Source organism: Pseudomonas sp. S2_F03 (assembly GCF_054668335.1).
On record NZ_CP162759.1, the window covers coordinates 3,751,716 to 3,777,975 of the forward strand.

Annotated in this window: 21 protein-coding genes and 1 rRNA gene; 16 read left to right on the top strand and 6 right to left on the bottom strand. The window is 60.4% G+C overall.

The window, feature by feature from the left end:
• Positions 1-5: 5 nt before the first annotated feature.
• From rrf to AB4N76_RS17545, 7 genes are all read left to right on the top strand, one after another.
• Positions 6-121: ribosomal RNA gene (gene rrf, locus AB4N76_RS17515) — 5S ribosomal RNA — on the top strand.
• A gap of 154 nt (positions 122-275) precedes the next feature.
• Complete coding sequence (gene recC / locus AB4N76_RS17520) at positions 276-3,725, top strand: exodeoxyribonuclease V subunit gamma (protein ID WP_460163294.1); 3,450 nt, start codon at positions 276-278, stop codon at positions 3,723-3,725.
• On the top strand, positions 3,725-7,417 hold the full coding sequence (gene recB / locus AB4N76_RS17525; RefSeq protein ID WP_460163295.1) for an exodeoxyribonuclease V subunit beta: 3,693 nt from the start codon (positions 3,725-3,727) through the stop codon (positions 7,415-7,417). The genes recC and recB overlap by 1 nt, the downstream gene beginning before the upstream one ends.
• Complete coding sequence (recD, locus tag AB4N76_RS17530; protein ID WP_046031839.1) at positions 7,414-9,522, top strand: exodeoxyribonuclease V subunit alpha; 2,109 nt, start codon at positions 7,414-7,416, stop codon at positions 9,520-9,522. The genes recB and recD overlap by 4 nt, the downstream gene beginning before the upstream one ends.
• Positions 9,523-9,640: 118 nt before the next feature.
• Positions 9,641-10,216, top strand: a complete 576-nt coding sequence (locus AB4N76_RS17535) for a YfiR family protein (protein ID WP_046031840.1) — start codon at positions 9,641-9,643, stop codon at positions 10,214-10,216.
• Positions 10,213-11,481: a diguanylate cyclase domain-containing protein gene (locus tag AB4N76_RS17540; protein WP_460163296.1), complete on the top strand. Its 1,269-nt coding sequence runs from the start codon at positions 10,213-10,215 to the stop codon at positions 11,479-11,481. The genes AB4N76_RS17535 and AB4N76_RS17540 overlap by 4 nt, the downstream gene beginning before the upstream one ends.
• Positions 11,482-11,494: 13 nt before the next feature.
• On the top strand, positions 11,495-11,989 hold the full coding sequence (locus AB4N76_RS17545) for an OmpA family protein (RefSeq protein ID WP_046031842.1): 495 nt from the start codon (positions 11,495-11,497) through the stop codon (positions 11,987-11,989).
• Here AB4N76_RS17545 and AB4N76_RS17550 read toward each other — a convergent pair.
• A complete protein-coding gene (locus AB4N76_RS17550) occupies positions 11,986-12,933 on the bottom strand; it encodes a LysR family transcriptional regulator (protein ID WP_460163297.1) in 948 nt (315 codons plus the stop codon). The genes AB4N76_RS17545 and AB4N76_RS17550 overlap by 4 nt on opposite strands.
• Positions 12,934-13,083: 150 nt before the next feature.
• Between AB4N76_RS17550 and AB4N76_RS17555 the strand changes: the two genes are divergently transcribed.
• Together AB4N76_RS17555 and mmsB are read left to right on the top strand one after the other, a co-directional pair.
• Positions 13,084-14,610, top strand: a complete 1,527-nt coding sequence (locus AB4N76_RS17555) for a CoA-acylating methylmalonate-semialdehyde dehydrogenase (protein WP_046031846.1) — start codon at positions 13,084-13,086, stop codon at positions 14,608-14,610.
• A gap of 10 nt (positions 14,611-14,620) precedes the next feature.
• Positions 14,621-15,508 (top strand): 3-hydroxyisobutyrate dehydrogenase, encoded by an 888-nt coding sequence (gene mmsB / locus AB4N76_RS17560; RefSeq protein ID WP_046031847.1) that lies wholly within the window; start codon positions 14,621-14,623, stop codon positions 15,506-15,508.
• Between the two features lie 195 nt (positions 15,509-15,703).
• Here mmsB and AB4N76_RS17565 read toward each other — a convergent pair whose 3' ends face one another.
• The 4 genes from AB4N76_RS17565 to AB4N76_RS17580 form a co-directional block, all read right to left on the bottom strand.
• Complete coding sequence (locus AB4N76_RS17565) at positions 15,704-16,048, bottom strand: cupin domain-containing protein (RefSeq protein WP_007946320.1); 345 nt, start codon at positions 16,046-16,048, stop codon at positions 15,704-15,706.
• Between the two features lie 107 nt (positions 16,049-16,155).
• Complete coding sequence (locus AB4N76_RS17570) at positions 16,156-16,527, bottom strand: MerR family transcriptional regulator (protein ID WP_046031848.1); 372 nt, start codon at positions 16,525-16,527, stop codon at positions 16,156-16,158.
• Positions 16,528-16,575: 48 nt separating this feature from the next.
• A complete protein-coding gene (locus AB4N76_RS17575) occupies positions 16,576-17,151 on the bottom strand; it encodes an NAD(P)H-dependent oxidoreductase (RefSeq protein WP_460163298.1) in 576 nt (191 codons plus the stop codon).
• Between the two features lie 45 nt (positions 17,152-17,196).
• A complete protein-coding gene (locus tag AB4N76_RS17580) occupies positions 17,197-18,081 on the bottom strand; it encodes a LysR substrate-binding domain-containing protein (RefSeq protein WP_460163299.1) in 885 nt (294 codons plus the stop codon).
• Between the two features lie 223 nt (positions 18,082-18,304).
• Here AB4N76_RS17580 and AB4N76_RS17585 point away from each other — a divergent pair, with 223 nt between their 5' ends.
• Positions 18,305-19,069, top strand: a complete 765-nt coding sequence (locus AB4N76_RS17585; protein WP_460163300.1) for a sulfite exporter TauE/SafE family protein — start codon at positions 18,305-18,307, stop codon at positions 19,067-19,069.
• On the opposite strand, the gene AB4N76_RS17590 is transcribed toward AB4N76_RS17585, so the two are convergent.
• Entirely contained in the window at positions 19,059-19,373 is a 315-nt protein-coding gene (locus AB4N76_RS17590; RefSeq protein WP_046031852.1) for a putative quinol monooxygenase, read from the bottom strand. The two genes, AB4N76_RS17585 and AB4N76_RS17590, sit on opposite strands and share 11 nt — an antisense overlap.
• A gap of 162 nt (positions 19,374-19,535) precedes the next feature.
• Here AB4N76_RS17590 and AB4N76_RS17595 point away from each other — a divergent pair, with 162 nt between their 5' ends.
• The 6 genes from AB4N76_RS17595 to AB4N76_RS17620 all read left to right on the top strand — a co-directional run bounded on the left by AB4N76_RS17595 (position 19,536) and on the right by AB4N76_RS17620 (position 26,259).
• Entirely contained in the window at positions 19,536-20,126 is a 591-nt protein-coding gene (locus AB4N76_RS17595) for an NADPH:quinone oxidoreductase MdaB (protein WP_046031853.1), read from the top strand.
• 57 nt (positions 20,127-20,183) lie between these two features.
• Positions 20,184-21,095, top strand: coding sequence for a LysR family transcriptional regulator (locus tag AB4N76_RS17600; RefSeq protein WP_046031854.1), 912 nt, complete (start codon positions 20,184-20,186; stop codon positions 21,093-21,095).
• Positions 21,096-21,198: 103 nt separating this feature from the next.
• Complete coding sequence (locus AB4N76_RS17605; RefSeq protein WP_460163301.1) at positions 21,199-22,092, top strand: NAD-dependent epimerase/dehydratase family protein; 894 nt, start codon at positions 21,199-21,201, stop codon at positions 22,090-22,092.
• 201 nt (positions 22,093-22,293) lie between these two features.
• Positions 22,294-23,739, top strand: coding sequence for a SulP family inorganic anion transporter (locus tag AB4N76_RS17610; RefSeq protein WP_046031856.1), 1,446 nt, complete (start codon positions 22,294-22,296; stop codon positions 23,737-23,739).
• Between the two features lie 294 nt (positions 23,740-24,033).
• The gene (locus AB4N76_RS17615; protein WP_460163302.1) at positions 24,034-25,383 is read left to right on the top strand and encodes a GntT/GntP/DsdX family permease; all 1,350 of its coding nucleotides are present in this window, start codon (positions 24,034-24,036) and stop codon (positions 25,381-25,383) included.
• A gap of 15 nt (positions 25,384-25,398) precedes the next feature.
• Positions 25,399-26,259: a MurR/RpiR family transcriptional regulator gene (locus AB4N76_RS17620; RefSeq protein WP_046031858.1), complete on the top strand. Its 861-nt coding sequence runs from the start codon at positions 25,399-25,401 to the stop codon at positions 26,257-26,259.
• The last annotated feature ends 1 nt before the right edge of the window (position 26,260 follow it).

A 26,260-nucleotide genomic window follows, 5' to 3' on the forward strand; every position in this document is an offset into this window, starting at 1 on the left:
AATTTCTTGACGACCATAGAGCATTGGAACCACCTGATCCCATCCCGAACTCAGCAGTGAAACGATGCATCGCCGATGGTAGTGTGGGGTTTCCCCATGTGAGAGTAGGTCATCGTCAAGATTAAATTCCGAAACCCCAATTGCGAAAGCAGTTGGGGTTTTGTTTTGTCTGCAGAAAAGTTCGTACAGCATTACCGGACAGCTCCCGGCTGTCACCGTCTCCCGACAATGCTAAGGTTCGACCCTAGCGTTTGTATTTTCCCAAGGAAGCCTTTATGCCGGACGCCACGTCCCTCAATGCTGCTTTTATGGTGGTTCAAAGCAACAGCCTGAATGAACTGCGCAGCCTGGTGATCAGCGTCATGCGGCGATATCCGCTGGCTCCCTTGGAAAATGAAATTGCCCTGGTGCAGAGCAATGGCATCGCGCAATGGCTTAAGTTGGCACTGGCCGAAGACCCGGAAGAGGATGACCTGGGCGGCTGTGGTATTGCAGCCGCCATCGACGTGCAGTTACCCGGCAGCTTCATGTGGCAACTCTATCGCATGGTCCTCGGGCGGGATGAAATCCCGGTCAAATCGTTGCTCGATAAAGCCCCACTGACCTGGCGTCTGATGCGGCTACTTCCGCAACTGATCAACCAACCGCACTTCGAGCCGCTGCAGCGCTTCCTGACCCACGACACTGATCTGCGCAAGCGCTACCAGTTGGCTGAACGACTGGCGGATCTGTTCGACCAATACCAGGTCTATCGAGCCGACTGGCTTGAAGATTGGGCAGAAGGTCGTCACCAACTACGCAACGGCAGAGGCGAAGCCAAACCCCTGGCCCCGGCGAACTGCTGGCAAGCGGAATTATGGCGTGCGCTATTGCTGGATGTGGGTGAGGAAGGCATGGCGCAAAGCCGAGCCGGTGTTCATCAGCGGTTTATCGAACGCATCAACAGCCTGGACGTCGCACCCAGCGGATTGCCTTCGCGGGTGATCGTTTTCGGGATTTCCTCTCTACCGGCTCAAGCCCTTGAAGCGCTCGCCGGGCTGGCCCGTTTCAGTCAGGTTCTGCTGTGCGTACATAACCCATGTCGTCACCATTGGGCCGACATCGTCGCCGATAAAGACCTGCTGCGGCATCAATACAAACGCCAGGCCCGCAAGAGCGGAATGCCGGTTGTGCTCGACCCGCAGACGCTCCACCAGCATGCCCATCCGCTGTTGGCTGCCTGGGGTAAACAGGGGCGCGACTACATCAATCTTCTCGACAGTTACGACGACCCCAATAGCTATAGTTCGGCATTTCGTGATGGACGCATCGACCTGTTCAGCGACAATCAGCCACAGAACATGCTCAACCAATTGCAGGACGATATTCTCGAACTACGTCCCCTGAACGAAACGCGCGCGTGTTGGCCAGCCGTCGATCTGGAGCAGGACGAATCAATCCGTTTTCACATCGCACACAGTGCTCAACGTGAAGTAGAAATTCTCCATGATCAGTTGCTGGCACGCTTCAGTGCTGACCCTGATTTAAGGCCCCGCGACATCATCGTGATGGTCCCGGACATCGACAGTTACGCACCGCATATTCGAGCAGTATTCGGTCAACTTGACCGACAGGATCCACGCTTCATTCCGTTCACGCTCGCGGACCAAGGCCAGCGTGGCCGCGATCCGCTGCTGATTGCTGTCGAACATCTGCTCAAGCTCCCCGATAGCCGTTTCCCTGTCAGCGAGATCCTCGACTTGCTGGACGTTCCAGCGCTACGTGCCCGCTTTGGCGTCGTGGAGCGTGACCTGCCAACGCTGCATCGCTGGATCGAAGGGGCTGGCATCCGCTGGGGAATGAATGCCGAACAGCGTGCGGGTCTGGGATTGCCTGAAGCGCTGGAGCAAAACAGTTGGCGATTCGGCCTGCGCCGGATGCTGCTGGGTTATGCCGTGGGCAACGCCAATGCATGCGAAGGCATCGAGCCTTATGACGAAATTGGCGGCCTGGATGCCGCACTCATTGGGCCGTTGGTGGCGCTGCTGGATGCGCTGGAAATCGCCCACCAGGAACTGGCTCAACCTGCACCGCCCAAAGAGTGGGGCGTGCGCTTGCAAGCACTGGTGCAGCTGTTCTTCCAGGCAAGCAATGAGCACGACGACTACTTGCTGGCCCAGCTCGAAGAACTGCGTGAAACCTGGCTCGACACCTGCGATTCCGTAGGTTTACACGACGAATTGCCGTTAACCGTCGTTCGCGAAGCCTGGCTGGCGGGGCTGGATCAGGGCCGTCTGTCTCAGCGTTTTCTGGCGGGTGCCGTCAACTTCTGTACCTTGATGCCCATGCGTGCGATCCCGTTCAAACGGGTTTGTCTGCTTGGCATGAATGACGGGGACTATCCCCGCGCGCAACCGCCGCTGGATTTCGATCTCATGGGCAGTGATTACCGCCCTGGCGATCGATCCCGCCGCGAAGATGACCGCTATCTTCTGCTGGAGGCGCTGCTGTCGGCGCGCGATCAGCTCTATATCAGCTGGGTTGGCCGCAGCATTCGCGACAACAGTGAGCGCCCGGCCTCAGTCCTGATTGGCCAGTTACGTGACCATCTCGCCAGCGGCTGGCGACTGCGCAATGAAGGCGAGAACCTGCTGAAGGCCATGACTCAGGAGCACCCTTTGCAACCCTTCAGCGCTCGCTACTTTCATGAAGGTGACGCGCTGTTCAGCTACGCCAATGAGTGGCAAGTTCTTCATCAGGTCACTGACCAAACGGCCGGTGCCGAAGTGTTGGAGGCCTACGCGCAGGAGGAGCCACTCAGCCTTGGTCAATTGCAGGATTTCCTGCGCAATCCCGTGCGACATTTTTTCAGCCAGCGGCTCAAGGTGTTCTTCGAGGCGGCTGAAGTGCCCTTGGCCGATGAAGAACCCTTCGTTCTCGATGCGCTGCAACGCTATAGCCTCAGCGACAGCTTGCTGGCTGCTGCTTTGGGGGAAATTGATCAAGCCGATCAGGCACTTGAAGATCAGGCAAAACGCCTGCAAAACAGCGGACTACTGCCCATGGCTGGTTTCGGCGAATGTCTGCAGCGTGAATTGATCGAACCGCTGCCGGATCTGCTGCAACGCTATCAACAACTCCTGGCGTTGTGGCCTACGCCGCTTGCCAGCGCGCTGCCGGTGGCGCTTGAGTTGGAAGGACTGCGTCTGGAAGGTTGGCTCAGTGGTCTGCATCAACGAGCAGACGGCGGATTGCTCTCGGTCACGACCATCCCCAACAGCATTGGCTCAGTCAAGAACCGTAAATGGCACCGCTTGACGCGGCCTTGGGTCAATCATCTGGTGGCCTGCGCCAGCGGCATACCGATATCTACCGCACTGGTCGCCAGCGACGACAGCCTGCTGCTGGAACCGCTGGAGAAGGGCGCAGCACTTCAAACGCTGGGACACCTCCTGCAAGCCTGGCGTGCGGGTATGCGTCAACCACTGCCAATTGCAGTCAAAACAGCTTTCGCCTGGCTTGGCCAGACCGATCCGCTGAAAGCCGACGCCGCTGCACGTAAAGCCTATGAAGGCGATGGCCAGACCACTGACGGTGAACGCCGTGAAACCCCTGCACTCACCCGGCAGTTTGCTGACTTCGATGCGCTGATTGCTGACGAAACGTTCCCCGACTGGTGCAACGCCTTGTACAAACCGATGCTTGAAGCCCCCTGGCGTTCATTGACCAGCGAGGAGGCTCGTTGATGACCACAAAAACACCACTGGCGCTGGCATTCCCACTGCGCGGCAGCCAACTGATCGAAGCCAGCGCCGGGACCGGCAAGACCTTCACCATTTCCGCGCTTTATCTGCGCCTCGTCCTTGGCCACGGTGGTGAGGCGAGCGGTTTCGGGCGTGAATTGTTACCGCCGCAAATCCTTGTTGTGACATTCACTGATGCCGCCACCAAAGAGTTGCGTGAACGTATCCGCACTCGCCTGGCCGAGGCCGCGCGGTTTTTCCGCGATGAGACGAAGGCGCCGGATAGCCTCATTTCTGATTTGCGTGAGCAGTACCTGCCCGAACAATGGTCCGGCTGCGCAAACCGTCTGGACATCGCCGCGCAATGGATGGATGAGGCTGCCGTCTCGACCATTCACAGCTGGTGTCAGCGCATGCTGCGCGAACATGCGTTCGACAGCGGCAGCCTGTTTACCCAGACCCTGGAAACCGATCACAGCGATTTGCTGGGCGAAGTCCTGCGCGATTACTGGCGCTTGTTTTGTTACCCGATGCAAGGCGATGCGTTGAATTGGGTGCGTAGCAATTGGGGCGGTCCGGCGGCGTTGCTGCCGCGGGTGCGAGGGTTGTTTGCCAGTGAGCGTGACCGAGCTGAAGATAAAGAGCCTGCCGAGCTGATCAGCGAATGCTTGCAGGAGCGGCGAGTCGCCTTGCTCGAACTCAAGAAGCCTTGGTGCCAATGGGCGGACGAGCTGCTTGTCATTTGTCACCAGGGCGTGGCGAGCAAGAGCGTCGACGGTCGAAAGATGCAGGCGCGCTATTTCGAACCCTGGTTCGAAAAAATCAAAGCCTGGGCCGAAGATGAATCCCTTGAGCAACTGGATATCAGCACCGGCTTCACTCGCCTGACACCTGATGGCATGGACGAAGCCTGGAAGGGCGAAGCGCCTCGCCATCCAGGATTGGACGCGATGGCCGGCCTCAAGGCCTGCCTTGACGGACTGCCAACCCCCGATGCTGCCGTTTTGCAGCATGCCGCTCACTGGGTCGGAGCACGTTTCGAGGAAGAAAAGCGTCGCCGCGCAGAGATGGGTTTCGATGACATGCTGCTGCGCCTGGATGCGGCCTTGCAGTCCGAGGGCGGCGAGCGCCTGGCAACCTTGATTCGCGAGCAGTTCCCAGTCGCATTGATCGACGAGTTTCAGGACACCGACCCGGTGCAATACCGGATCTTCGAAAGCATCTATCGCATCGAAGACAACAATCCAGAGAGTGGTCTGTTCCTGATCGGCGATCCGAAGCAGGCGATCTATGCGTTCCGTGGCGCCGACATCTACACCTACCTGCGCGCCCGTCAGGCCACCACCGGTCGACTGCATACACTGGGCACCAACTTCCGCTCCAGCCATGGCATGGTCAGCGCGGTGAACCATGTGTTCGAGCGTGCCGAGTCTCGTGAACTGGGGCGCGGCGCGTTTCTGTTTCGGGAAAAAAACGGCGAAAACCCTGTGCCGTTCCAGCCCGTTCAATCCCAGGGACGCGACGAGGTTTTGCACGTAGAAGGCCAGGTGGTCCCGGCCCTGAACATCTGGCATCTATCCGCAGATCAGCCACTGTCGGGTGCTGTGTACCGGCAGAAACTGGCCGCTGCGTGCGCCAGTGAAATCACTGCATTGCTCAACGCAGGACAACAAGGGCGAGCGGGTTTCACCGAGGATGGCAAGGACTTCAGAGGCCTGCTGCCAGCGGACATCGCAATCCTCGTGCGCGATGGCAAGGAAGCTCAAGCGGTGCGCGGCGAACTGTCGGCGCGCGGTGTGCGCAGCGTCTATCTGTCGGACAAGGACTCGGTGTTCGCCGCACAAGAAGCTCACGATGTGCTGACCTGGCTCAAGGCCTGTGCGGAGCCCGATGCCGAGCGGCCACTGCGAGCCGCGCTGGCCTGCATCACGCTGGATCTGTCGCTGGCCGAACTGGAGCGATTGAATCAGGACGAACTGGCCTGGGAAGCCCGGGTCATGCAGTTTCGTGGGTATCGCGAACTCTGGCGCAAGCAAGGTGTGCTGCCGATGCTGCGACGCCTGCTGCATGACTTCCAGTTACCCCAGGCATTGATCGCGCGCAGCGATGGGGAGCGAGTACTGACCAACCTGCTGCACCTGTTCGAATTGCTGCAGCAGGCAGCGGCCGAGCTCGATGGCGAGCAAGCGCTGATTCGTCATTTGTCCGAGCATCTGGCGTTGTCCGGCCAGGCCGGTGAAGAGCAAATCCTGCGACTGGAGAGCGACGAGCAATTGGTCAAGGTCGTGACCATCCACAAGTCCAAGGGCCTTGAGTATCCCTTGGTGTTTCTGCCATTCATTTGTTCGGCGAAACCGGTGGATGGCAGCCGTTTGCCGCTGCATTACCACGACGCAGACGGCAAGGCTCAAGTGACGTTGAAGCCGACTGCCGAATTGATTGCCCTGGCCGATGACGAGCGTCTGGCGGAGGACCTGCGATTGCTTTATGTCGCCCTGACCCGCGCGCAACACGCGTGCTGGCTCGGCGTGACGGATCTCAAACGCGGCAACAACAACAGCTCGGTGCTGCACCTGTCAGCGTTGGGTTACTTGTTGGGAGGTGGGTTGCCTTTAGCCGAGTCGGCAGGCTTGAAGCGCTGGCTGGAAGACGTGCAACAGGATTGCCCGGCGCTGATTTACGCTGAAATGCCCGACGCCACAGATGGGCTCTTCGATCCGCCGCAGAACCAGGCGACGTTGCTCGCACTGCGCATCCCCAAACGCAAGGCCAGTGAAAACTGGTGGATTGCCTCCTACAGTGCCTTGCGCATTGGCGACAGTTTGAGTGTGGGCAGTGACGAAGCCCCGGAGAGCCCGCAGGCGCAAAAGCTCTTCGACGACGAACGCCTCGATCCGCAAGCACCACGAGAAGTGATGGCCGGTGGCGGTGATATCCACCGATTCCCCCGTGGCCCGAATCCCGGCACCTTTCTCCATGGCTTGCTGGAATGGGCCGGTGACGAAGGTTTTGCCGCTGCCCCGCAAGCCGTCGAAGACGCCATTGCCCGCCGTTGCAACCGCCGTGGCTGGGAAGGCTGGATCACCACGCTGAGCGATTGGCTGCAACATTTGCTCAAGTCCCCGCTGCACCTCGGCGACGGGCAGGCACCGGTCATTTTCGAGCAATTGACCCAGTACCGCGTCGAGATGGAGTTCTGGTTCGCCAGCCATAAAGTCGACGTGCTCAAACTGGATGAATTGGTGCGTCAGCACACCCACAACGGCGTCGCCCGAGTGGCTGCCGAACCGGTCACGCTCAACGGCATGTTCAAGGGCTTTATCGACCTCACCTTCGAGCACGAGGGGCGCTACTACGTCGCCGACTACAAATCCAACTGGCTGGGCGTTGATGACGCGGCCTATACCGAACAGGCCATGGAGCAGTCGATTCTCGATAACCGCTATGACCTGCAATACGTGTTGTACCTGTTGGCCTTGCACCGGCAACTCAAGGCACGTCTTGTCGACTATGACTACGATCGGCATGTTGGCGGGGCGCTCTATCTGTTCTTGCGTGGCACGCGTGCCGCCAGCCAAGGCGTGTATTTCGCTCGTCCACCCAAAGCACTGATTGCGCAACTGGACCGAATGTTCCAGGGCAAGCCAGAACCCAAGGCCGCCGAACCCGCCTGGGAACAGGGAGTACTGCTATGACCCGTACCTTCGCCGATTTGCTGCCCACGCCCTTGGCGGCCGAAAGCCTGGCGGACCTGGCACCGTTGAGTCGTGCCGATGACCTGTTGCTGTTGCTGACGCGCTGGGTTGAACGGGGCTGGTTGCGAGCGTTGGACAAGGCCTTCGTCGCCTTCCTTCATGAACTCGCTCCCGACGATGATCCATTGGTGCTGCTCGCCGCCGCCTTGACCAGTCACCAACTGGGCCACGGTCATGTGTGCCTGGATGTGTTCGAAACATTGAAAGAACCGGATTTCGCCCTGTCGCTGCCCCCTGAGGGTGATCTACACGGTGGCGCGATGGTGTTGCCGTCGCAATTGCTTGAAGCGCTGGACGGTGCCCATTGGTGCAAGGTTCTGGCCTCCAGCCCGCTGGTGGCCCTGGCGGCTGACAGTCGTGAAGCGGCGCAATCGCGGCCCTTGGTTTTATCGGGCAAGCGTCTGTACCTGCGCCGCTACTGGACTTACGAGCGACGCATCGACGATGCCCTGCGCCTGCGCCTGGCTGAACAGGAAACAACGCCGAATGATTTGCCCCTGCGCCTGACCGGTTTGTTCGGCTCAGCCAAAACCGGTGACGTGATCGACTGGCAGAAACTCGCTTGCGCCCTGGCGACGCGCAGTGCGTTCAGTATCGTCACCGGCGGCCCGGGAACCGGCAAGACCACCACCGTGGTGCGTTTGCTGGCGTTGCTCCAGGCGCCCGCCGTGGAGGCTGGCAAACCGCTGCGCATCCGCCTGGCGGCACCCACCGGCAAAGCGGCGGCCCGACTGACGGAGTCCATCAGCCAACAGGTTCGTACCCTGGAAGTCGCCGAATCGGTTCGCGGCCAGATCCCGTCTGAGGTCACCACGGTGCACCGTTTGCTGGGCAGTCGACCCGGCACGCGACACTTCCGCCACCATGCCGGTAATCGCTTGCCACTGGATGTGCTGGTGGTGGACGAAGCGTCGATGATTGACCTGGAAATGATGGCCAACCTGCTGGATGCGATGCCGGCTCACGCGCGGCTGGTGTTGTTGGGGGACAAGGATCAACTGGCATCGGTGGAGGCCGGTGCGGTGCTGGGCGATTTGTGTCGGGATGCCGAGGCCGGTTGGTACAGCCCGCAGACGCGCCAATGGCTGGAAGCGGTCAGTGGCGAAAACCTGGACACCAGTGGTTTGCAGGCCGACACCCAAGGCACTCATCCATTGGCCCAGCAAGTCGTGATGCTGCGCCACTCGCGCCGATTCGGCGAGGGCAGTGGCATTGGGCAACTGGCGCGCTGGGTCAATCAGCAACAACCCGAACAAGCCCGCACATTACTGGCGGCTCGAAGCCACGACGACGTGTTTTCCCTCTCGCTCAAAGGGGAGCACGATCGGGCGTTGGAGCGTTTGTTGCTCGAAGGACATGGCGACGGACCACAAGGTTATCGCCACTACTTGAGCCTTCTTCTCAATCAGCGGCCAGCGCTCGACAGCACGCTCGACGATCCGCGCTGGACCGAGTGGGCGCGTGAGGTGTTGCAAGCCTTCGATGCATTCCAGTTGCTGTGTGCCGTGCGCAAAGGCCCATGGGGCGTGGAAGGTTTGAATCAGCGAGTGACCGCCGCGTTGCTCAAGGCCGGGCTGATCGACAGTGATCAGCAGTGGTACGAAGGGCGACCGGTGTTGATGACCCGTAACGACTATGGCTTGGGGTTGATGAACGGTGACATCGGCATCGCCCTCAAACTGCCGGAGCGTGACGGGCCTGAGGCAGGGAAACAGGTTCTGCGTGTAGCGTTTCCGCGAAATGATGGTCAGGGCGGCGTGCGGTTTGTTCTGCCGAGCCGGCTCAATGATGTCGAAACTGTCTACGCCATGACCGTGCACAAATCCCAGGGCTCGGAATTTGCCCACACTGCGCTGATTCTGCCGGACGCCCTGAACCCGGTGCTCACCAAGGAGCTGATCTACACCGGGATTACCCGGGCCAAGCACTGGTTCACCTTGATCGAGCCTCGCGCCGGCGTATTTGAAGAGGCTGTTCGACGCAAGGTCAAGCGCTTGAGCGGGTTGATGCTGGAGCTGGAAGAAGGGGGTACACCGAGCGATTGAGGCGCGAGTTCCCGGCGCCAAAAAACCGTCCAAAGCACCGTAGTACGCGGCCTCGCGGGTGTTTCATCGCTATGCTATCGTGCGACATTATTTCGCTATGATCGAAGAGAATCACTGCATGAAGGTGGCTGCCTGGACGACAGGACGCGTCATTGGCGGCAAGCAAGTGTTGCTCGCTGGCCTACTCTGCTGGCTGTCCGGCGCCGTTTTTGCGCAGTCGCAAACGCCGGCGAGCATGGCTGACCAGCGTGCCCAATCGGTCACTCAAGTGGTGCTCGGCATTCTCAGTTACGCCCGCTGGCCCGTCGAACCTGCGCAACTGCGTTTGTGCGTGGTCGGCCCCACTGAATACACCGACGATCTGGTCAAAGGCACGACCCAGGCCACTGGCCGATCCGTCACCGTGCAACGCCTGCTGGCCGACAATCCGTCGATTGTCGGGGAGTGCGATGCGGTGTACATCGGCAAACTGATCGCTGATGAGCGCACTCGGCTGTTCGCCTCGTTGATCGGGCATCCGGTGCTGAGCATCAGCGAAAGTGACGATCAATGCACCGTCGGCAGTCTGTTTTGCCTGCGGGTCAGCGATGATCAAGTGTCCTTCGAGGTCAATCTCGACTCCGTCGCCCGCAGTGGCGTGCGCATTCACCCCAGTGTGTTGCAGCTGTCGCGCCGCAAGTCGGTAGCACCATGAGCCTGTTCAAACCCGATACTCGCCCAACCTTGCGTTCGGTCATCGGTCGCGGGCATCTGGTCGTCGCGCTGGTCGGCGTGGCCATGGCCAGTGTGTCGCTGACCCTGCTGGGCGTCTTGGCGTTGCGGGTCTATGCCGACCACAACCTGCACCTCATTGCGCGTTCGATCAATTACACCGTTGAAGCCGCCGTGGTGTTCAACGACAAAGCCGCCGCGACGGAAGCGCTGGCGATGATCGCATCCACCGAGGAAGTCGCCGATGCCCAGGTACTTGACGCAAAAGGGCAGTTGCTGGCGCGCTGGCAGCGTTCGGAAAGCGGATTGCTCTCCGACCTCGAATCACAGATTGGCAAGATCATTCTGGAAAAGCCCATCGGTATGCCGATTGTTCATCAAGGCCGCGAAATCGGCAGCATCCAGCTCATAGGGCATGGCTACAGTCTGATGCGCTTTCTGCTCAGTGGTCTGGTGGGCATTGTCCTGTGTACGGCGATCAGTGCCTGGGTGGCACTGTATCTGGCGCGGCGGCAACTTCGCGGGATTACCGGTCCGCTGCGAAGCCTCGCCGCCGTTGCTCACGCCGCCCGTAGCGAGCGTGCATTCGACCGTCGTGTACCGCCCGCCGCCATCGCCGAACTGGACAATCTGGGCAACGACTTCAATGCCTTGCTCGACGAGTTGGAATCCTGGCAGACCCACCTGCAAAACGAGAACGAAACCCTGGCGCACCAGGCCAACCATGACAGCCTCACCGGATTGCCCAATCGGGCCTTTTTCGAAGGCCGCCTGATTCGTGAGTTGCGCAACGCCAACAAACTCAACGAGCGGGTGGCGGTGCTGTTTCTCGACAGCGACCGGTTCAAACAGATCAACGACAACTTCGGTCATGCGGCCGGTGATGCGGTATTGACGGCGGTAGCGACTCGCGTGCGTGCACAACTTCGTGAAGATGACCTGGTGGCGCGGCTGGGTGGCGATGAGTTTGCCGTGCTGCTGTCGCCGCTGCACAAGACCGAAGACGCCGAACGGATTGCCGACAAGATTCTCGCCAGCATGGAACTGCCGATCCCGTTGCCGGGCAATACCCAAGTGCTGACCTCGCTCAGTATCGGCATCGCCGTCTTCCCGGATCATGGCCTCACACCGGGCGCTCTGCTCCACGCCGCCGACGCGGCCATGTACCAAGCCAAGCGCGTCTCTCGTGGCGCGCAACACACGGCAGGGTCGGAGCATCCTGTCGCCGATGATCAAACCAGGAGCTGACTTCTTGTTATCGATGACCCCGCGTTCCCTGCGATTTTTCGCGATGACTGTGTTCATGGCCTTGCTGGCATTGACCGGCTGCCAGACGGCCCCGCAAAAGGGCCTGACGCCGGCGCAAATTGCCGTGCTGAAACAGCAAGGTTTTGAACTGACCGAGGAAGGCTGGGCATTTGGTCTGTCCGGCAAAGTCCTGTTCGGCAGTGACGACGACAGCCTGAACCCTGCCAGTACCGAAATCGTCGAACGCATTGGCAAGGCGTTGTTGGGTGTTGGCATTGAGCGCGTGCGGGTCGATGGCCACACCGATGCGTCAGGCAAAGAGGCCTATAACGAAAAGCTTTCCCTGCGCCGGGCGAAAAGTGTCGGCAAGGTGCTGACCACCGTCGGCATGCAAGAACAGAACATCCAGTTGCGCGGTTTCGGCAGCAGCGAGCCGGTTGCGTCTAACGACACCACAACAGGCCGCACCGAGAACCGCCGAGTGTCGATCGTGGTGAGCGCCGGCTAGTCGGCGAACAACATTTCCCGACTTTCCCCCATCAACAGCCGCTGATTCTGCTCAGTGACCGAACGGATGTAATCCCACAACAGGGTAATCCGCTTGAGCTTCCTCAGGTCCTCGCGGCAGTACATCCAGAACTGCCGCGTAATGTTGATCTCTTGCGGCAACACCGGCAGTAATCGTGAGTCCTGCGCCGCCAGGAAGCACGGCAGGATGGCCAGCGAGCGTCCCTGCTGCGCCGCCACGAATTGCGCGATCACGCTGGTGCTGCGCAGATTGGCGCTGGCGCCGGGCAGTACGTTTGCCAGGTACAACAGCTCCGAGCTGAACGCCAAATCGTCGACATAACTAATGAATGAATGCTTGCCCAGGTCTGCCGGGCGGCGGATCGGTGGGTGTTTGTCGAGATACTCCTGGGTTGCGTACAGCTGCAACCGGTAGTCGCAGAGTTTGCAGCAGACATATGGCCCGTGTTCCGGGCGCTCCAGGGCGATGACGATGTCCGCTTCGCGCTTGGACAGGCTGATGAAGTGTGGCAGCGGCAGGATGTCGACGGAGATGGCCGGGTAGGCGTCGACGAAATGGCTCAGTTGCGGGGTGATGAAAAAGCTGCCGAACCCTTCGGTGCAACCCATGCGTACGTGCCCGGACAGCGCGACTCCCGATCCTGAAACCTGCTCGCAGGCCATGTGCAGCGTGCTTTCGATCGACTCGGCGTAACCCAGCAATCGCTGGCCTTCTGCGGTTAGGACAAAACCGCTGGTCCGGGATTTCTCGAACAGCAACGTCCCCAATGAAGCTTCCAGCGAACTGATCCGTCGCGACACGGTGGTGTAGTCCACCGCCAGGCGCTTGGCCGCGGTGCTGGCCTTGCGGGTGCGGGCGACTTCGAGGAAAAACTTCAGGTCGTCCCAGTTCAGCGAGCCTAGCGAGGTGATGTTTTTTTGCATGATGGACCGGCTTTTATGTGCGTTCTTATTAGAAGTTTGCACATCTATACTCCAAAAACAGCTCCACAACCAATTCGCGGCACACGCCTCATCTCAAGGCGACTTACTCGCCTTGGCTCCCAAGATAAAAACAAGCATCCGGAGACCCACATGAACGCATCGCTCACGCCTAACGAAACCACCGTGCAGAAGGTCAAGCTGTTGATCGACGGCCAGTGGGTCGAATCGAAGTCCACCGAGTGGCACGACATCGTCAACCCTGCGACCCAGCAAGTGCTGGCCAAGGTTCCGTTTGCAACCACCGAAGAAGTCGATGCCGCCATCAGCGCCGCCCATCGTGCTTTCCAGACCTGGAAACTGACCCCGATCGGCGCGCGGATGCGCATCATGCTCAAGCTCCAGGCGTTGATTCGCGAACACTCCAAGCGTATCGCCGTGGTCCTCAGTGCCGAGCAGGGCAAAACCATCGCCGACGCTGAAGGCGATATTTTCCGTGGCCTGGAAGTGGTCGAGCACGCCTGCTCCATCGGCAGCCTGCAAATGGGCGAATTTGCCGAGAACGTGGCCGGCGGTGTCGACACCTACACCCTGCGTCAACCCATCGGTGTCTGCGCCGGCATCACCCCGTTCAACTTCCCGGCGATGATTCCGTTGTGGATGTTCCCGATGGCCATCGCCTGCGGCAACACCTTCGTGCTCAAACCGTCCGAACAGGACCCGATGTCGACCATGCTCCTGGTGGAACTGGCGATCGAGGCTGGCGTTCCGGCGGGCGTGCTTAACGTCGTGCATGGCGGCAAGGACGTGGTGGACGCGCTCTGCACGCACAAAGACATCAAGGCTGTGTCCTTCGTCGGTTCGACCGCCGTCGGTACGCACGTCTACGACCTGGCCGGCAAACACGGCAAACGCGTGCAATCGATGATGGGCGCGAAGAACCACGCCGTGGTGCTGCCGGACGCCAATCGCGAGCAAGCGCTGAACGCACTGGTCGGCGCCGGTTTCGGTGCCGCCGGTCAACGTTGCATGGCCACCTCCGTGGTGGTGTTGGTGGGCGCGGCCAAGCAATGGCTGCCGGATCTGAAAGCGCTGGCGCAGAAGCTGACTGTGAATGCGGGCAGCGAGCCGGGCACCGACGTGGGGCCGGTTATTTCGAAAAAAGCCAAGGCGCGGATTCTCGATCTGATCGAAAGCGGTATCAAGGAAGGCGCCAAGCTGGAGCTGGACGGTCGCGAGATCACGGTTCCGGGTTACGAGAAAGGCAACTTTGTCGGCCCGACCTTGTTCTCCGGCGTGACCACCGACATGCAGATCTACACCCAGGAAATCTTCGGTCCGGTGCTGGTCGTACTGGAAGTGAATACGCTCGACGAGGCCATTGCGCTGGTTAACGCCAACCCGTTCGGCAACGGCACGGGCCTGTTCACCCAGAGCGGTGCGGCGGCGCGTAAATTCCAGAACGAAATCGACGTCGGCCAGGTCGGCATCAACATCCCGATTCCAGTGCCGGTCCCGTTCTTCAGCTTTACCGGTTCGCGCGGCTCCAAACTCGGTGACCTCGGCCCGTATGGCAAGCAAGTGGTGCAGTTCTACACTCAGACCAAGACTGTCACCAGCCGCTGGTTCGATGACGACAGCGTCAACGACGGTGTGAACACCACCATCAACTTGCGTTAAGGAGCCGGACATGAAAATCGCTTTTATCGGTCTCGGCAACATGGGCGCCCCGATGGCGCGCAACCTGATCAAGGCCGGCCACGCGCTGCGCCTGGTCGACCTGAACAAAACCGTGCTGGCAGAACTTGAGCAGTTGGGCGGCAGCATCAGCGCTTCGGCGCGTGAAGCGGCACAAGGTGCAGAACTGGTGATCACCATGCTGCCCGCCGCTGTGCATGTTCGCAGTGTGTGGCTGGGTGAAGACGGCGTTCTCGCCGGTATCGGCCAAGGCGTACCGGCCGTGGATTGCAGCACCATTGATCCACAGACCGCGCGTGATGTGGCCGCCGCCGCAGCCAAGCAAGGCGTGGCCATGGCCGATGCGCCCGTCTCTGGCGGCACCGGCGGTGCGGCGGCCGGCACGCTGACGTTTATGGTCGGCGCCACCCCGGAACTGTTCGCCACCCTGCAACCGGTGTTGGCGCAGATGGGCCGCAACATCGTCCATTGCGGTGAAGTCGGCACCGGGCAAATCGCCAAGATCTGCAACAACCTGCTGCTGGCGATTTCCATGGTCGGCGTCAGCGAAGCCATGGCGCTGGGTGATGCACTGGGGATCGACACGACCGTCCTGGCCGGGATCATCAACAGCTCGACCGGGCGTTGCTGGAGCTCGGAAATGTACAACCCGTGGCCGGGCATCGTTGAAACAGCGCCGGCCTCGCGCGGTTATACCGGCGGCTTCGGTGCCGAACTGATGCTCAAGGATTTGGGACTGGCCACGGAAGCGGCCCGTCAGGCGCATCAACCGGTGGTGCTCGGCGCAGTGGCCCAGCAGTTGTATCAGGCGATGAGCCAGCGTGGGGAAGGTGGTAAAGACTTCTCGGCGATCATCAACAGCTATCGCAAACCGCAGTAAAAGAGCGATTGCGATGAGTGGGGCTTGAGGTCGAAGACCTGTGGGAGCGAGCTTGCTCGCGATGGCGGCCTGACAGACAACATTTATGTGACTGACACACCGCTATCGCGAGCAAGCTCGCTCCCACAGTGATTGCATTTACATAGAGATATTTACCGGGAGATCACGTCGGGTGATCCCCCCGGTTTTTTTGCATCAGGCAAACACGAAATACTTGCGCACGGTTTCAACCACTTCCCACGTGCCTTTCATCCCCGGCTCGATGACGAAAATATCGCCGGCGCGCAGATGGATCGGCTCTTTGCCTTCCGGGGTGATGATGCAGTAGCCCTCGCGGAAATCGCAGTATTCCCACTTCACATATTCCACATACCACTTGCCCGGCGTGCAGATCCAGGTGCCCATGATCTTGCTGCCGTCTTCGCTGGTGTAGGCGTTGAGGTTGACGGTGTGCGGGTCACCTTCGAGTTTTTCCCATTTGCAGGCGTCTAGCACCGGCAGTGGATGAGTATCGCGAAGGACGGTAATCGGTGCGGTCATGATGACTCCGGGCAGTGGGCTCAAGAACTGAAGTCGCACCCTATAGCCCCCATGCACCGGTCAGTTGTCTGAACTCGACATCCAGGTGTCCAGAAACGCGCGACACCTCAAAGACTTTCCAATGGGCAATCGGCCCTGGATTGTTCGAGGCTGGCTTCGAACGCGATCAATTGTGCGTGCTGGTGCGACAGCACGGTTATTCGCTCACTGATCTCGCGCTTTTTGGCATCGATGGCCTGGCGCGCCAGTTCCCACGGCATTGACTGACCCTGATGGCCGGCGAAGCTCGCCTGCAATTCCTTGAGCCTGAAACCCAGTTGCTGGGCGCACTTGATAAAAATCAGCAAGTCGACACTTTGCTGGTCATAGACGCGGTATTTCCCTAAGCGCCGGGCCTCAGGCAGCAAGCCGATCGACTCGTAATGGCGGATGCTCTTGATCGTGGTGCCGGAGCGTTGCGCGGCTTGGCCGATGTACATGAAAAATCCTTTTTTGCCGTGGTACAGCCCCGCGCATTATCGGCAGACTCAGCGGCTGGCGATAGCCTGGGCTTGCAGCAGCCAGGCTTCACGCTGGACTGCGCTGGCGCCGAGAATCGGGCCGAAGGTGAGTGTGCGCCTGGGTTCGATACCGCAGAAGGCGAGGGTGGTTTTGCGGACCTGATGCAGCCCGGGCATGCGATACACCCAACGGTAATACCAGGGTGGCGTGTCCATGGTCACCAACAAATGCGCGCTACGACCCCGCAACAATTTGTCGGGAAAGGCTTTGCCTTCACGGTACTTGAAAGCGAAACCGGGCAGGAACACTCGATCAAAAAAGCCCTTGAGCAAGGCCGGAATCCCGCCCCACCAGATTGGATAAACCAGCGTCAGATGCTGCGCCCACAGGATGTCGGCCTGTGCCTGGTGCAAGTCGGCTTCCAGAGGTTGAATCTGTTGATAGCCTTCGCGCAGCACCGGGTCGAAGTCCATCCTGCCGAGAAACAGTTGGCGGACTTCATGCCCGGCGCGCAACGCCGACTGTGCGTAGCGCTCGGCGAGTGCGGCGCAGAAGCTGTTGCTGGAAGGATGACCTAGAATCACCAGAATTCGTTTGCCCATCGCTTCTGTCCTTGAAGATCAAACCTCAAGGGTAAAGTCTGCCCCTCAGGGGAGAGTCAAGGTATGCAGAAGGGCTCTGGCATAACCGGGCAGCGTGGCAAAGTCCCGGGCACAGAGCAGGAGTTTGCGTTGGGCCCAGGGCTCTTGCAGTGCGATGCTCTGGAAAGACTGTTCGCCGGACCAGCGCTCGACGGCTGCGAGGGGCACGATCGCCAGCCCCGCGCCCCGAGCGACCATGCGCATGACGCCATCAAAACCGTCGGCACGGATGCGGATTTTCAGGCGTACGCCAGCGTGCAGCGCTTGTGCTTCGAGGTACACGGCCAAGGCACTGCTGGCGTTCAGTCCTACGAAATCATGGTGCAGGGTGTCGCCGAAACTCAGGGATTCGCGGTCCGCCAACGGATGATCGCGGGGCAGCAGCAATACCAGCGGATCGTCGCGAAACGCACGGGTTTGCAGGTCATCGGTTTCCACGGCGTCGGAGACGATACCCAAGTCAGCCGCACCTTGACGCAAGGCGTGAGTGATGCGCGCACTGGGGAGTTCTTGAAGGTCGATGTCGAGATTCGGATGCTCGTGCAGGAAGTCCGCGAGCAACTCCGGCAGGTACTCGGTGATCGCCGTGGTGTTGCACAGCAACCGCACCTGGCCTTTGACCCCTTTGGCGTACTCGGCCAGATCCTGTTGCATGAGTTCGGCCTGTTGCAGCAGGGCCCGGGCGTGTTTGGCCAAGGCTTTACCCGCCGACGTGGGCGTGACGCCGCGCCGGCCACGCTGCAGGAATTCGATACCGAGCGAAGCCTCCATGGCGCGGATTCTTGCACTTGCGGCTGCCAGGGACAGATGACTGCGCACGGCGCCGGCGGTGATGTTGCCGCTGTCGAGGATGTTCAGGTAGAGGCGCAGGTCGGTCAGGTCGAAGTGCATCGGCAACCTCTAGATGTGTGTTGTTTGGGCGGGCCCCTTCGCGAGCAAGCCCGCTCCCACAGGTGATCGAGTTCTCACTGAAAAAATGCGGTCCACTGTGGGAGCGGGCTTGCTCGCGAAGGGGCCAGTAGCCTCAACTCATTTATGAGGCTCTTGCTCGGCAATAGGCACGCTCAGTATATGGCAGATTTTCACGCGGCTAATCCAGGCTCAGGATAGCCCCATGAATACACTCGCCGCGTTCTACCAAAACCTCGGGCTTGCCCTTTCTTTGCTGGTCATCGCTACCTTCCTGCTGGCCGGCATGATCAAGGGCGTCATCGGCCTCGGCTTGCCCACCATCGCCATGGGCCTTCTCGGCCTGGCTATGGCCCCGTCGCAGGCAGCGGCGCTGTTGATCATCCCCGCGACGCTCACCAATGTCTGGCAACTGGCGTTCGGTGGGCATTTGCGCGGGCTGATCAAACGGCTATGGCCGCTGTTGCTGTCGATCTTCATCGGCACGGGGGCGGGCACGCTGTGGATCGGCATGGCTGGAGGGCATTGGGTGGTGCGGGGCTTGGGGGCTGCGTTGTTGCTGTACGCGCTGAGCGGCTTGTTCCTGCCAACCTTGCGCGTGGGCAGTCGCAGCGAACGTTGGCTCGGTCCGCTGTGTGGCGTGCTGACAGGCGTCATCACCTCGGCCACCGGTGTCTTCGTGATTCCCGCTGTGCCTTATCTGCAAGCGCTCGGCTTGAGCAAGGACGAACTGGTGCAGGCACTGGGTTTGTCGTTCACCGTTTCGACCCTCGCGCTGGCCGCGGGCCTGTTATGGCACGGCGCACTGGGCGGTGGTGAATTGAGTGCCTCGTTGCTGGCGCTGATCCCGGCAGTGCTCGGTATGTGGCTGGGCCAATGGCTGCGTCAGCGGATCAGCGCTTCGTTATTCAAGCGTGTGTTTTTCATCGGCCTCGGTGTGCTCGGCGGCCATTTGTTGATCAGCGGTTAGCCGACGACGGGCTGAGCATGTCGATGGCGCGGATATCGAAATCCCGTTCCAGGTACTCATCGCGCTGGTCGAGGAACTGCTTCATGTGCGGCAGATTCGAGTGCACATCAAGGTGGGCCTGGGACTGCCAGATCTCGTAGAAGATAAACAGCGTCGGGTCCTGTTTGTCGCGCAGCATGTGGTACTCGATGCAACCGGGCTCGGCGCGGCTCGCTTCCACATAGCCACGGAAAAACGCTTCGAAGGCGTCGGATTTTTCCGGGTGGGTCTTGGCGTGCAGGATGAAGCCTTGCATTTCACTCATCAGAAATCTCCTCAAGTTAAGAACCGTCGCAAGTTTATGGCAACAATCGCCTGTTGATTCGTGCGTATGAGTCAAATGAATTTTGCGAATTCAGCGCTTATTCCGCGCGGGACCAGCCGTTAACCTGCCGCCATCAAATTTCTGAACCTTTCGAGATTTCTCATGAAAAAAGTCCTGTTGCTCAATGGCGGTAAAAAATTCGCCCACTCCGATGGCCGCTACAACACCACCCTGCATGAAGCTGCACTGAGCGTGCTGGATCGCGGCGGCATGGATATCAAAACCACCTTCATCGACGAGGGTTACGACATCGCCGATGAAGTCGCCAAATTCCTCTGGGCCGACGTGATCATTTATCAAATGCCCGGCTGGTGGATGGGCGCGCCGTGGACCGTGAAAAAGTACCTCGACGAAGTCTTCACCGAAGGCCATGGCAGCCTCTACGCCAGCGACGGCCGCACCCGTTCCGACGCGTCGCAAAAGTACGGCAGCGGCGGCCTGATTCAAGGCAAGCAATACATGCTGTCGCTGACCTGGAACGCACCTCAACAAGCGTTCGATGACCCGAGCGATTTCTTCGAAGGCAAAGGGGTGGACGCGGTGTACTTCCCGTTCCACAAGGCCAACGAGTTTCTCGGCATGACTGGCCTGCCGACCTTCCTGAGCGTCGACGTGATGAAACGCCCGAACATCGAAGCCGATGTGGCGCGCTATGAGCAGCATTTGACCGAGGTGTTCGGCCTGCCGGCGTAAGGTTCCTTTTGCCCCGCATCCAGCTACTATCAAGCCAGTTTTGAATGAGGGGCATCCGTGAAAGCCAGATCCGATGAGTTGCAGATTTTTGTCTGCGTGATTGAGTGCGGGTCTATCTCCGCTGCGGCTGAACAGGTCGGGCAAACACCCTCGGCGGTCAGCCGCACGTTGTCACGGCTGGAGGCCAAGCTCGATACCACGTTGATCAATCGCACCACGCGGCGCATGGACCTGACCGAGGAGGGCAAGTACTTCTTCGAGCACGCCAAGCGGATTCTCGATCAGATGGACGAGCTTGAAGAACGCCTCAACTCACGCCAGCAAACCCCGTCCGGGCGGCTGCGGATCAATGCCGCCTCACCGTTCATGCTGCACGCCATCGTGCCGTACATCGACGAATTCCGCCGGCTCTACCCGGACATTCAGCTGGAACTCAACAGCAATGACCTGATCATCGATCTGCTGGAACAAAGCACCGACATCGCCATCCGCATCGGCACCCTGACCGACTCCACGTTGCATGCCCGTTCCCTGGGGTGCAGCCCGTTGCATATCGTCGCCAGCCCGGCGTACCTGGAGCAGCACGGTACGCCGCAGGCAGTTGCGGATTTGAGTGAGCACACGCTACTGGGGTTTACCCAGAATGAAGGCCTCAATCAGTGGCCGCTGCGTTATGTGCATGGCGATCGCTGGCCGATACAGGCGTCGATCAGCGCTTCCAGCGGCGAGACCATTCGCCACCTGGCGCTGGAAGGCCAGGGCATCGCCAGCCTGTCGCACTACATGACCATCGAAGACATTCGTGCCGGGCGTTTGAAAGTGCTGCTGGCCGAATTCAACAGCGGCTATCGCCAGCCGATCAACGCGGTGTACTACCGCAACTCACAACTGGCCTTGCGAATTCAGTGTTTCCTGGACTTTATCCAAAGCAAATTGGCGGAGTACGCGAACTCGGATTTCAAGGGCTGATTCGTGATTCCTGCGCAAGAGTGAATTGGGCCAGAGGGGATTATTCGTCAGTGATCCCTGCTTGATACTCGTTGCATCACTTATCAACGCAGGGAGTTTCTCCATGAACGTATTCGTTACCGGTGCTGCCGGTTTTATCGGCGGTTCCATCGCCACCGGTCTGATCCGTGCCGGCCACACCGTCACCGGCCTGGTGCGCAGCGCTGAACAAGCCAATGAACTGAGCGCCTTGGGCATCACCCCGGTGATCGGCACGCTCGACGACAACGCCCTGCTCGCCGAACAGGCTCGCGCTGCCGACGCCGTTATCAACGCCGCCAGCAGCGACCATCGTGGCGCCGTCGAGGCGTTGCTCAACGCCCTGCGTGGCTCCCACAAAGTGTTCCTGCACACCAGCGGTTCGAGCATCGTCGGCGATGCGTCGGGCGGCAAATCAAGCGACGTCATCTACTTCGAAGACAACTTGCCGGAACCGACTGCCGACAAGGCTGCCCGCGTGGCCATCGACAACCTGATCCTCGCCGCGGCGAACGACGGCGTGAACTCGGCCGTGATCTGCAACACCCTGATCTACGGCCACAGCCTGGGTGTCAGTCGCGACAGCGTGCAACTGCCGCGCTTGCTCAAACAGGCGCGCAAAAGTGGCGTGGTCCGGCATGTCGGCCCGGGGCAAAACATCTGGTCCAACGTGCACATCGAAGACGTGGTGTCCCTGTATCTGTTGGCGTTGACCAAGAACGTACCGGGCACGTTCTACTTCGTTGAAAGCGGTGAAGCGTCGTTCATTGACATGACCACGGTGATGGCCCAGGCGCTGAAGCTGGGCGCCGCGCAAGACTGGCCGCTCAAAGATGCCGAAGCCGAGTGGGGGTATGAAATGGCCAACTATGGTTTGGGTTCCAACAGTCGGGTTCGCGGGAAAAAGGCGCGTGAGTTGCTGGGTTGGGCGCCGAAGCGGGTGTCGGTGATTGAGTGGATTCGGGACGAAATGGTTTGAGTTCGCCTTAAACCGCGTCATCGTGTTTCGCGGGCAAGCCCGCTCCCACTGGAAGGGTGTCGTTCGTCAATTTTGCGAACGACACAAAACTTGTGGGAGCGGGCTTGCCCGCGATGGCGTTTTCAGCAACGCCACAACTGGTCGGGCCGAGCTCGATTCCGTAACATCCGCTGCCTATTTTCCTGTTGTTATCGGTCCCCCATGAAACCAAAACGTCTACGCGCCGATGTCCTGGCCGGGCTCACCACGTCTTTTGCCTTGCTCCCCGAGTGCATCGCCTTCGCGCTGGTCGCGCATCTCAACCCGCTGATGGGGCTTTACGGGGCGTTCATCATTTGCACCCTGACCGCGCTGTTCGGCGGGCGGCCGGGGATGGTCTCGGGGGCTGCCGGATCGATGGCCGTGGTGATCGTGGCACTGGTGGTGCAACACGGCGTGCAGTATTTGCTGGCCACGGTGCTGCTGGGTGGGTTGATCATGTTGGCGTTCGGGCTGCTGAAGTTGGGCAAACTGGTGCGCATGGTCCCGCACCCGGTGATGCTCGGTTTCGTCAACGGCCTGGCGATCATCATTGCCCTGGCGCAGCTGGAGCATTTCAAAAGCGGAGAGACCTGGCTCAGCGGCACGCCGCTGTCCTTGATGACGGGGCTGGTGGCCGTGACGATGGCCATTGTTTATCTGCTGCCGCGCCTCACGCGTGCCGTGCCGCCGGCACTGGTGGCGATTCTGAGCGTGGGCCTGGCGGTGTATCTGCTGGGCTTGCCGACCCGCACGCTGGGTGACATGGCGCACATCGCCGGTGGCCTGCCGACCTTTGCGCTGCCAGACATTCCCTGGAGCCTGGAAACCCTGCGCATCATCGCCCCCTACGCGATATTGATGGCGCTGGTCGGCCTGCTGGAAACCCTGCTGACCCTGAACCTGACCGACGAAATCACCGAGAGCCGCGGCTTCCCGGATCGCGAGTGCGTGGCGCTGGGCGCGGCCAACATGGTCTCGGGCGTATTCGGTGGCATGGGGGGCTGCGCGATGATCGGCCAGACCGTGATCAACCTCAGCTCCGGTGGGCGCGGCCGGTTATCCGGAGTGGTGGCCGGGGTGCTGATTCTGCTGTTCATCCTGTTTCTTTCGCCGCTGATCGAGCGTATCCCGCTGGCGGCGCTGGTCGGGGTGATGTTTGTGGTGTCCCAGCAGACGTTCGCCTGGGCCTCGCTGCGGGTGGTGAACAAAGTGCCGTTGAACGACGTGCTGGTGATCATCGCGGTGACGGTCATCACCGTGTTCACCGATCTGGCCACCGCTGTGATGTGCGGGATCATCATCGCGGCGCTCAACTTTGCCTGGCAGCAGGCTCGGCAGCTGTACGCCGACAGTCATCTGGAGAACGACGGCAGCAAACTCTACCGGGTGCATGGCACGCTGTTCTTTGCCTCGACGACCCCTTTCCTCAATCAATTCGATCCGGCCAATGATCCTGCCCAGGTCACGCTCGATTGCCGTCATTTGAGCTTCGTTGATTACTCGGCCATCTCCGCGCTGGATACGCTGCGCGAACGCTACACCAAGGCCGGCAAGCACCTGCGCGTGCTGCACGTGTCGGAGCGTTGCAAAAAACTGCTGAAACGCGCCCGCGTGAGTCACGACTGAGCCCACCTCGAGATCGTTCCCACGCTCTGCGTGGGAATTCCTCACCGGACGCTCCGCGTCCACTTTGGGACGCAGAGCGTCCCTGGCTGCATTCCCACGCGGAGCGTAGGAACGATCAGCGTGAAGGGATGAAAATCCGCCTGCCCGATTTTCATAATCCTCGACCGCGCATATCTCTCAACGACAACCCTTACCCCTTCGCGAAAATTACTTTCACCTCGTTTGAAAATCACCTCTCGAAATGTTTTAAGAGTTTCACAATCCATTCGACGTGACCCTTTCGAGGAGTACCGCATGACCCTGTCCTTCGGCTATTGGCTGCTGGTGTATGCCGCCATCGCCATCATTGCACTGATCGTTCTGATCGCCCGTTACCGGCTCAATCCCTTTATCGTCATCACCCTGGTGTCCATCGGCCTGGCCTTGCTGGCCGGGATGCCGGCGTCCGGCGTGGTGGGCGCGTACGAGGCCGGGGTCGGCAAAACCCTGGGGCACATTGCGCTGGTGGTGGCGCTGGGGACGATGCTCGGCAAGATGATGGCCGAGTCCGGCGGCGCCGAGCAGGTGGCGCGGACCTTGATCGACCGCTTCGGCGAGAAGAACGCGCACTGGGCGATGGTCTGCATTGCATTCCTGGTCGGGCTGCCGCTGTTCTTCGAGGTCGGTTTTGTGTTGCTGGTGCCGATCGCTTTTACCGTGGCGCGGCGTGTGGGCGTGTCGATTCTGATGGTCGGTTTGCCGATGGTCGCCGGGCTCTCGGTGGTGCATGCGCTGGTGCCACCGCACCCGGCGGCGATGCTCGCGGTGCAGGTGTATGGGGCGTCGGTCGGGCAGACGTTGATGTACGCGATTCTGATCGGCATTCCGACGGCGATCATCGCCGGTCCGCTGTACGCCAAGTTCATCGTGCCGCGCATTCAGTTGCCGGCGGAAAACCCGCTGGAACGCCAGTTCCTCGAGCGCGAACCGCGCGACAGCCTGCCGGGCTTCGGCATCACCATGGCGACCATTCTGTTGCCGGTGGTGCTGATGCTGATTGGTGGCTGGGCCAACCTGATCTCCACGCCAGGCAGCGGCCTCAACCAGTTTTTGTTGTTCATCGGCAACTCGGTGATCGCCTTGCTGCTGGCCACGCTGCTGAGCTTCTGGACCCTCGGCATCGCCCAGGGATTTAGCCGCGAATCGATCCCTAAATTCACCAACGAATGCCTGGCCCCGACCGCCAGCATCACCTTGCTGGTGGGCGCCGGTGGCGGCCTCAACCGGATTCTGGTGGACGCCGGCGTCACCGACCAGATCGTCAGCCTGGCCCACGAATTTCACCTGTCGCCGCTGATCATGGGCTGGTTGTTCGCCGCGTTGATGCGCATCGCCACCGGTTCTGCGACGGTGGCGATGACCACCGCTTCGGGGATTGTCGCGCCGGTGGCCATTGGGCTCGGCTATCCGCATCCAGAGTTGCTGGTGCTGGCGACCGGTGCCGGGTCGGTGATCTTTTCCCACGTCAACGACGGTGGCTTCTGGTTGATCAAGGAATACTTCAACATGAGCGTCGCCCAGACCTTCAAGACCTGGACCGTGCTGGAGACTATTATTTCGGTGGTCGCGTTCGGTCTGACCGTGGGCCTTTCCTACCTGATTTAACCGGAGCCGCCTGCCATGGACATCCTCTACCAGATCCGCGCCCGCCAGGATTCCTTCAGTGCCGGTGAAGGACGCATCGCTCGTCTGATGCTCGACGACGTAGGCTTTGCCTCGTCCGCCAGCCTTGATGAGCTGGCGCTGAGAGCGGAAGTCAGCACGGCCACCCTGTCGCGTTTCGCCCGCACGGTAGGGTGCCGGGATTTGCGCGATTTGCGCCTGCAACTGGCCCAGGCCAGTGGCGTCGGCAGCCGTTTTCTCGACCCGGCCGGCACGCCGGACCAGTCGGCGTTTTACCGGCAGATCGTCGGTGATATCGAGTCGACCTTGCACCAGCATCTGTCGGCGTTCGACGAGACTCGCTTCACCGATGCGGTGAAGCTGCTGGGCAAGGCGCGCATGATTCATGCATTCGGCATGGGCGGCTGCTCGACCTTGTGCAGTGATGAGCTGCAAGTGCGGCTGGTGCGGCTCGGTTATCCGATTGCCGTGTGCCACGACCCGGTGATGATGCGCGTCACCGCCGCCAGCCTTGGCGCCGAGCACGCGGTCATCGTCTGCTCGCTGACCGGCATTACCCCCGAGCTGCTTCAAGCCGTTGAACTGGCCCGCAGCTACGGCGCGCGAATTCTGGCGATCACCCGGGCCGACTCGGCGCTGGCGCAACTGGCCGATGTGCTGCTGCCGCTGCAAAGCGCCGAGACGTCCTTTATCTACAAACCGACCGCGGCACGCTACGGCATGCTGCTGGCGATCGACGTGCTGGCCACCGAGCTGGCGCTGGCTAACCCTGAAGACAATCAAGAGCGTCTGCGGCGAATCAAACTCGCCCTGGACGATTACCGCGGCGGCGACGATCACTTGCCGCTGGGAGACTGAC

Bases quoted from the DNA above. Each gene is read 5' to 3' on its own strand.
- AB4N76_RS17540 (WP_460163296.1), top strand. From the start codon at position 10,213: ATGAGCCTGTTCAAACCCGATACTCGCCCAACCTTGCGTTCGGTCATC.
- AB4N76_RS17615 (WP_460163302.1), top strand. From the start codon at position 24,034: ATGACCCTGTCCTTCGGCTATTGGCTGCTGGTGTATGCCGCCATCGCC.
- AB4N76_RS17535 (WP_046031840.1), top strand. From the start codon at position 9,641: ATGAAGGTGGCTGCCTGGACGACAGGACGCGTCATTGGCGGCAAGCAA.
- recD (WP_046031839.1), top strand. From the start codon at position 7,414: ATGACCCGTACCTTCGCCGATTTGCTGCCCACGCCCTTGGCGGCCGAA.
- recB (WP_460163295.1), top strand. From the start codon at position 3,725: ATGACCACAAAAACACCACTGGCGCTGGCATTCCCACTGCGCGGCAGC.
- AB4N76_RS17555 (WP_046031846.1), top strand. From the start codon at position 13,084: ATGAACGCATCGCTCACGCCTAACGAAACCACCGTGCAGAAGGTCAAG.
- AB4N76_RS17585 (WP_460163300.1), top strand. From the start codon at position 18,305: ATGAATACACTCGCCGCGTTCTACCAAAACCTCGGGCTTGCCCTTTCT.
- AB4N76_RS17595 (WP_046031853.1), top strand. From the start codon at position 19,536: ATGAAAAAAGTCCTGTTGCTCAATGGCGGTAAAAAATTCGCCCACTCC.
- AB4N76_RS17575 (WP_460163298.1), bottom strand. From the start codon at position 17,151: ATGGGCAAACGAATTCTGGTGATTCTAGGTCATCCTTCCAGCAACAGC.
- AB4N76_RS17620 (WP_046031858.1), top strand. From the start codon at position 25,399: ATGGACATCCTCTACCAGATCCGCGCCCGCCAGGATTCCTTCAGTGCC.
- AB4N76_RS17570 (WP_046031848.1), bottom strand. From the start codon at position 16,527: ATGTACATCGGCCAAGCCGCGCAACGCTCCGGCACCACGATCAAGAGC.
- AB4N76_RS17580 (WP_460163299.1), bottom strand. From the start codon at position 18,081: ATGCACTTCGACCTGACCGACCTGCGCCTCTACCTGAACATCCTCGAC.
- AB4N76_RS17565 (WP_007946320.1), bottom strand. From the start codon at position 16,048: ATGACCGCACCGATTACCGTCCTTCGCGATACTCATCCACTGCCGGTG.
- mmsB (WP_046031847.1), top strand. From the start codon at position 14,621: ATGAAAATCGCTTTTATCGGTCTCGGCAACATGGGCGCCCCGATGGCG.
- AB4N76_RS17590 (WP_046031852.1), bottom strand. From the start codon at position 19,373: ATGAGTGAAATGCAAGGCTTCATCCTGCACGCCAAGACCCACCCGGAA.
- AB4N76_RS17605 (WP_460163301.1), top strand. From the start codon at position 21,199: ATGAACGTATTCGTTACCGGTGCTGCCGGTTTTATCGGCGGTTCCATC.
- AB4N76_RS17610 (WP_046031856.1), top strand. From the start codon at position 22,294: ATGAAACCAAAACGTCTACGCGCCGATGTCCTGGCCGGGCTCACCACG.
- AB4N76_RS17550 (WP_460163297.1), bottom strand. From the start codon at position 12,933: ATGCAAAAAAACATCACCTCGCTAGGCTCGCTGAACTGGGACGACCTG.
- AB4N76_RS17545 (WP_046031842.1), top strand. From the start codon at position 11,495: ATGACCCCGCGTTCCCTGCGATTTTTCGCGATGACTGTGTTCATGGCC.
- recC (WP_460163294.1), top strand. From the start codon at position 276: ATGCCGGACGCCACGTCCCTCAATGCTGCTTTTATGGTGGTTCAAAGC.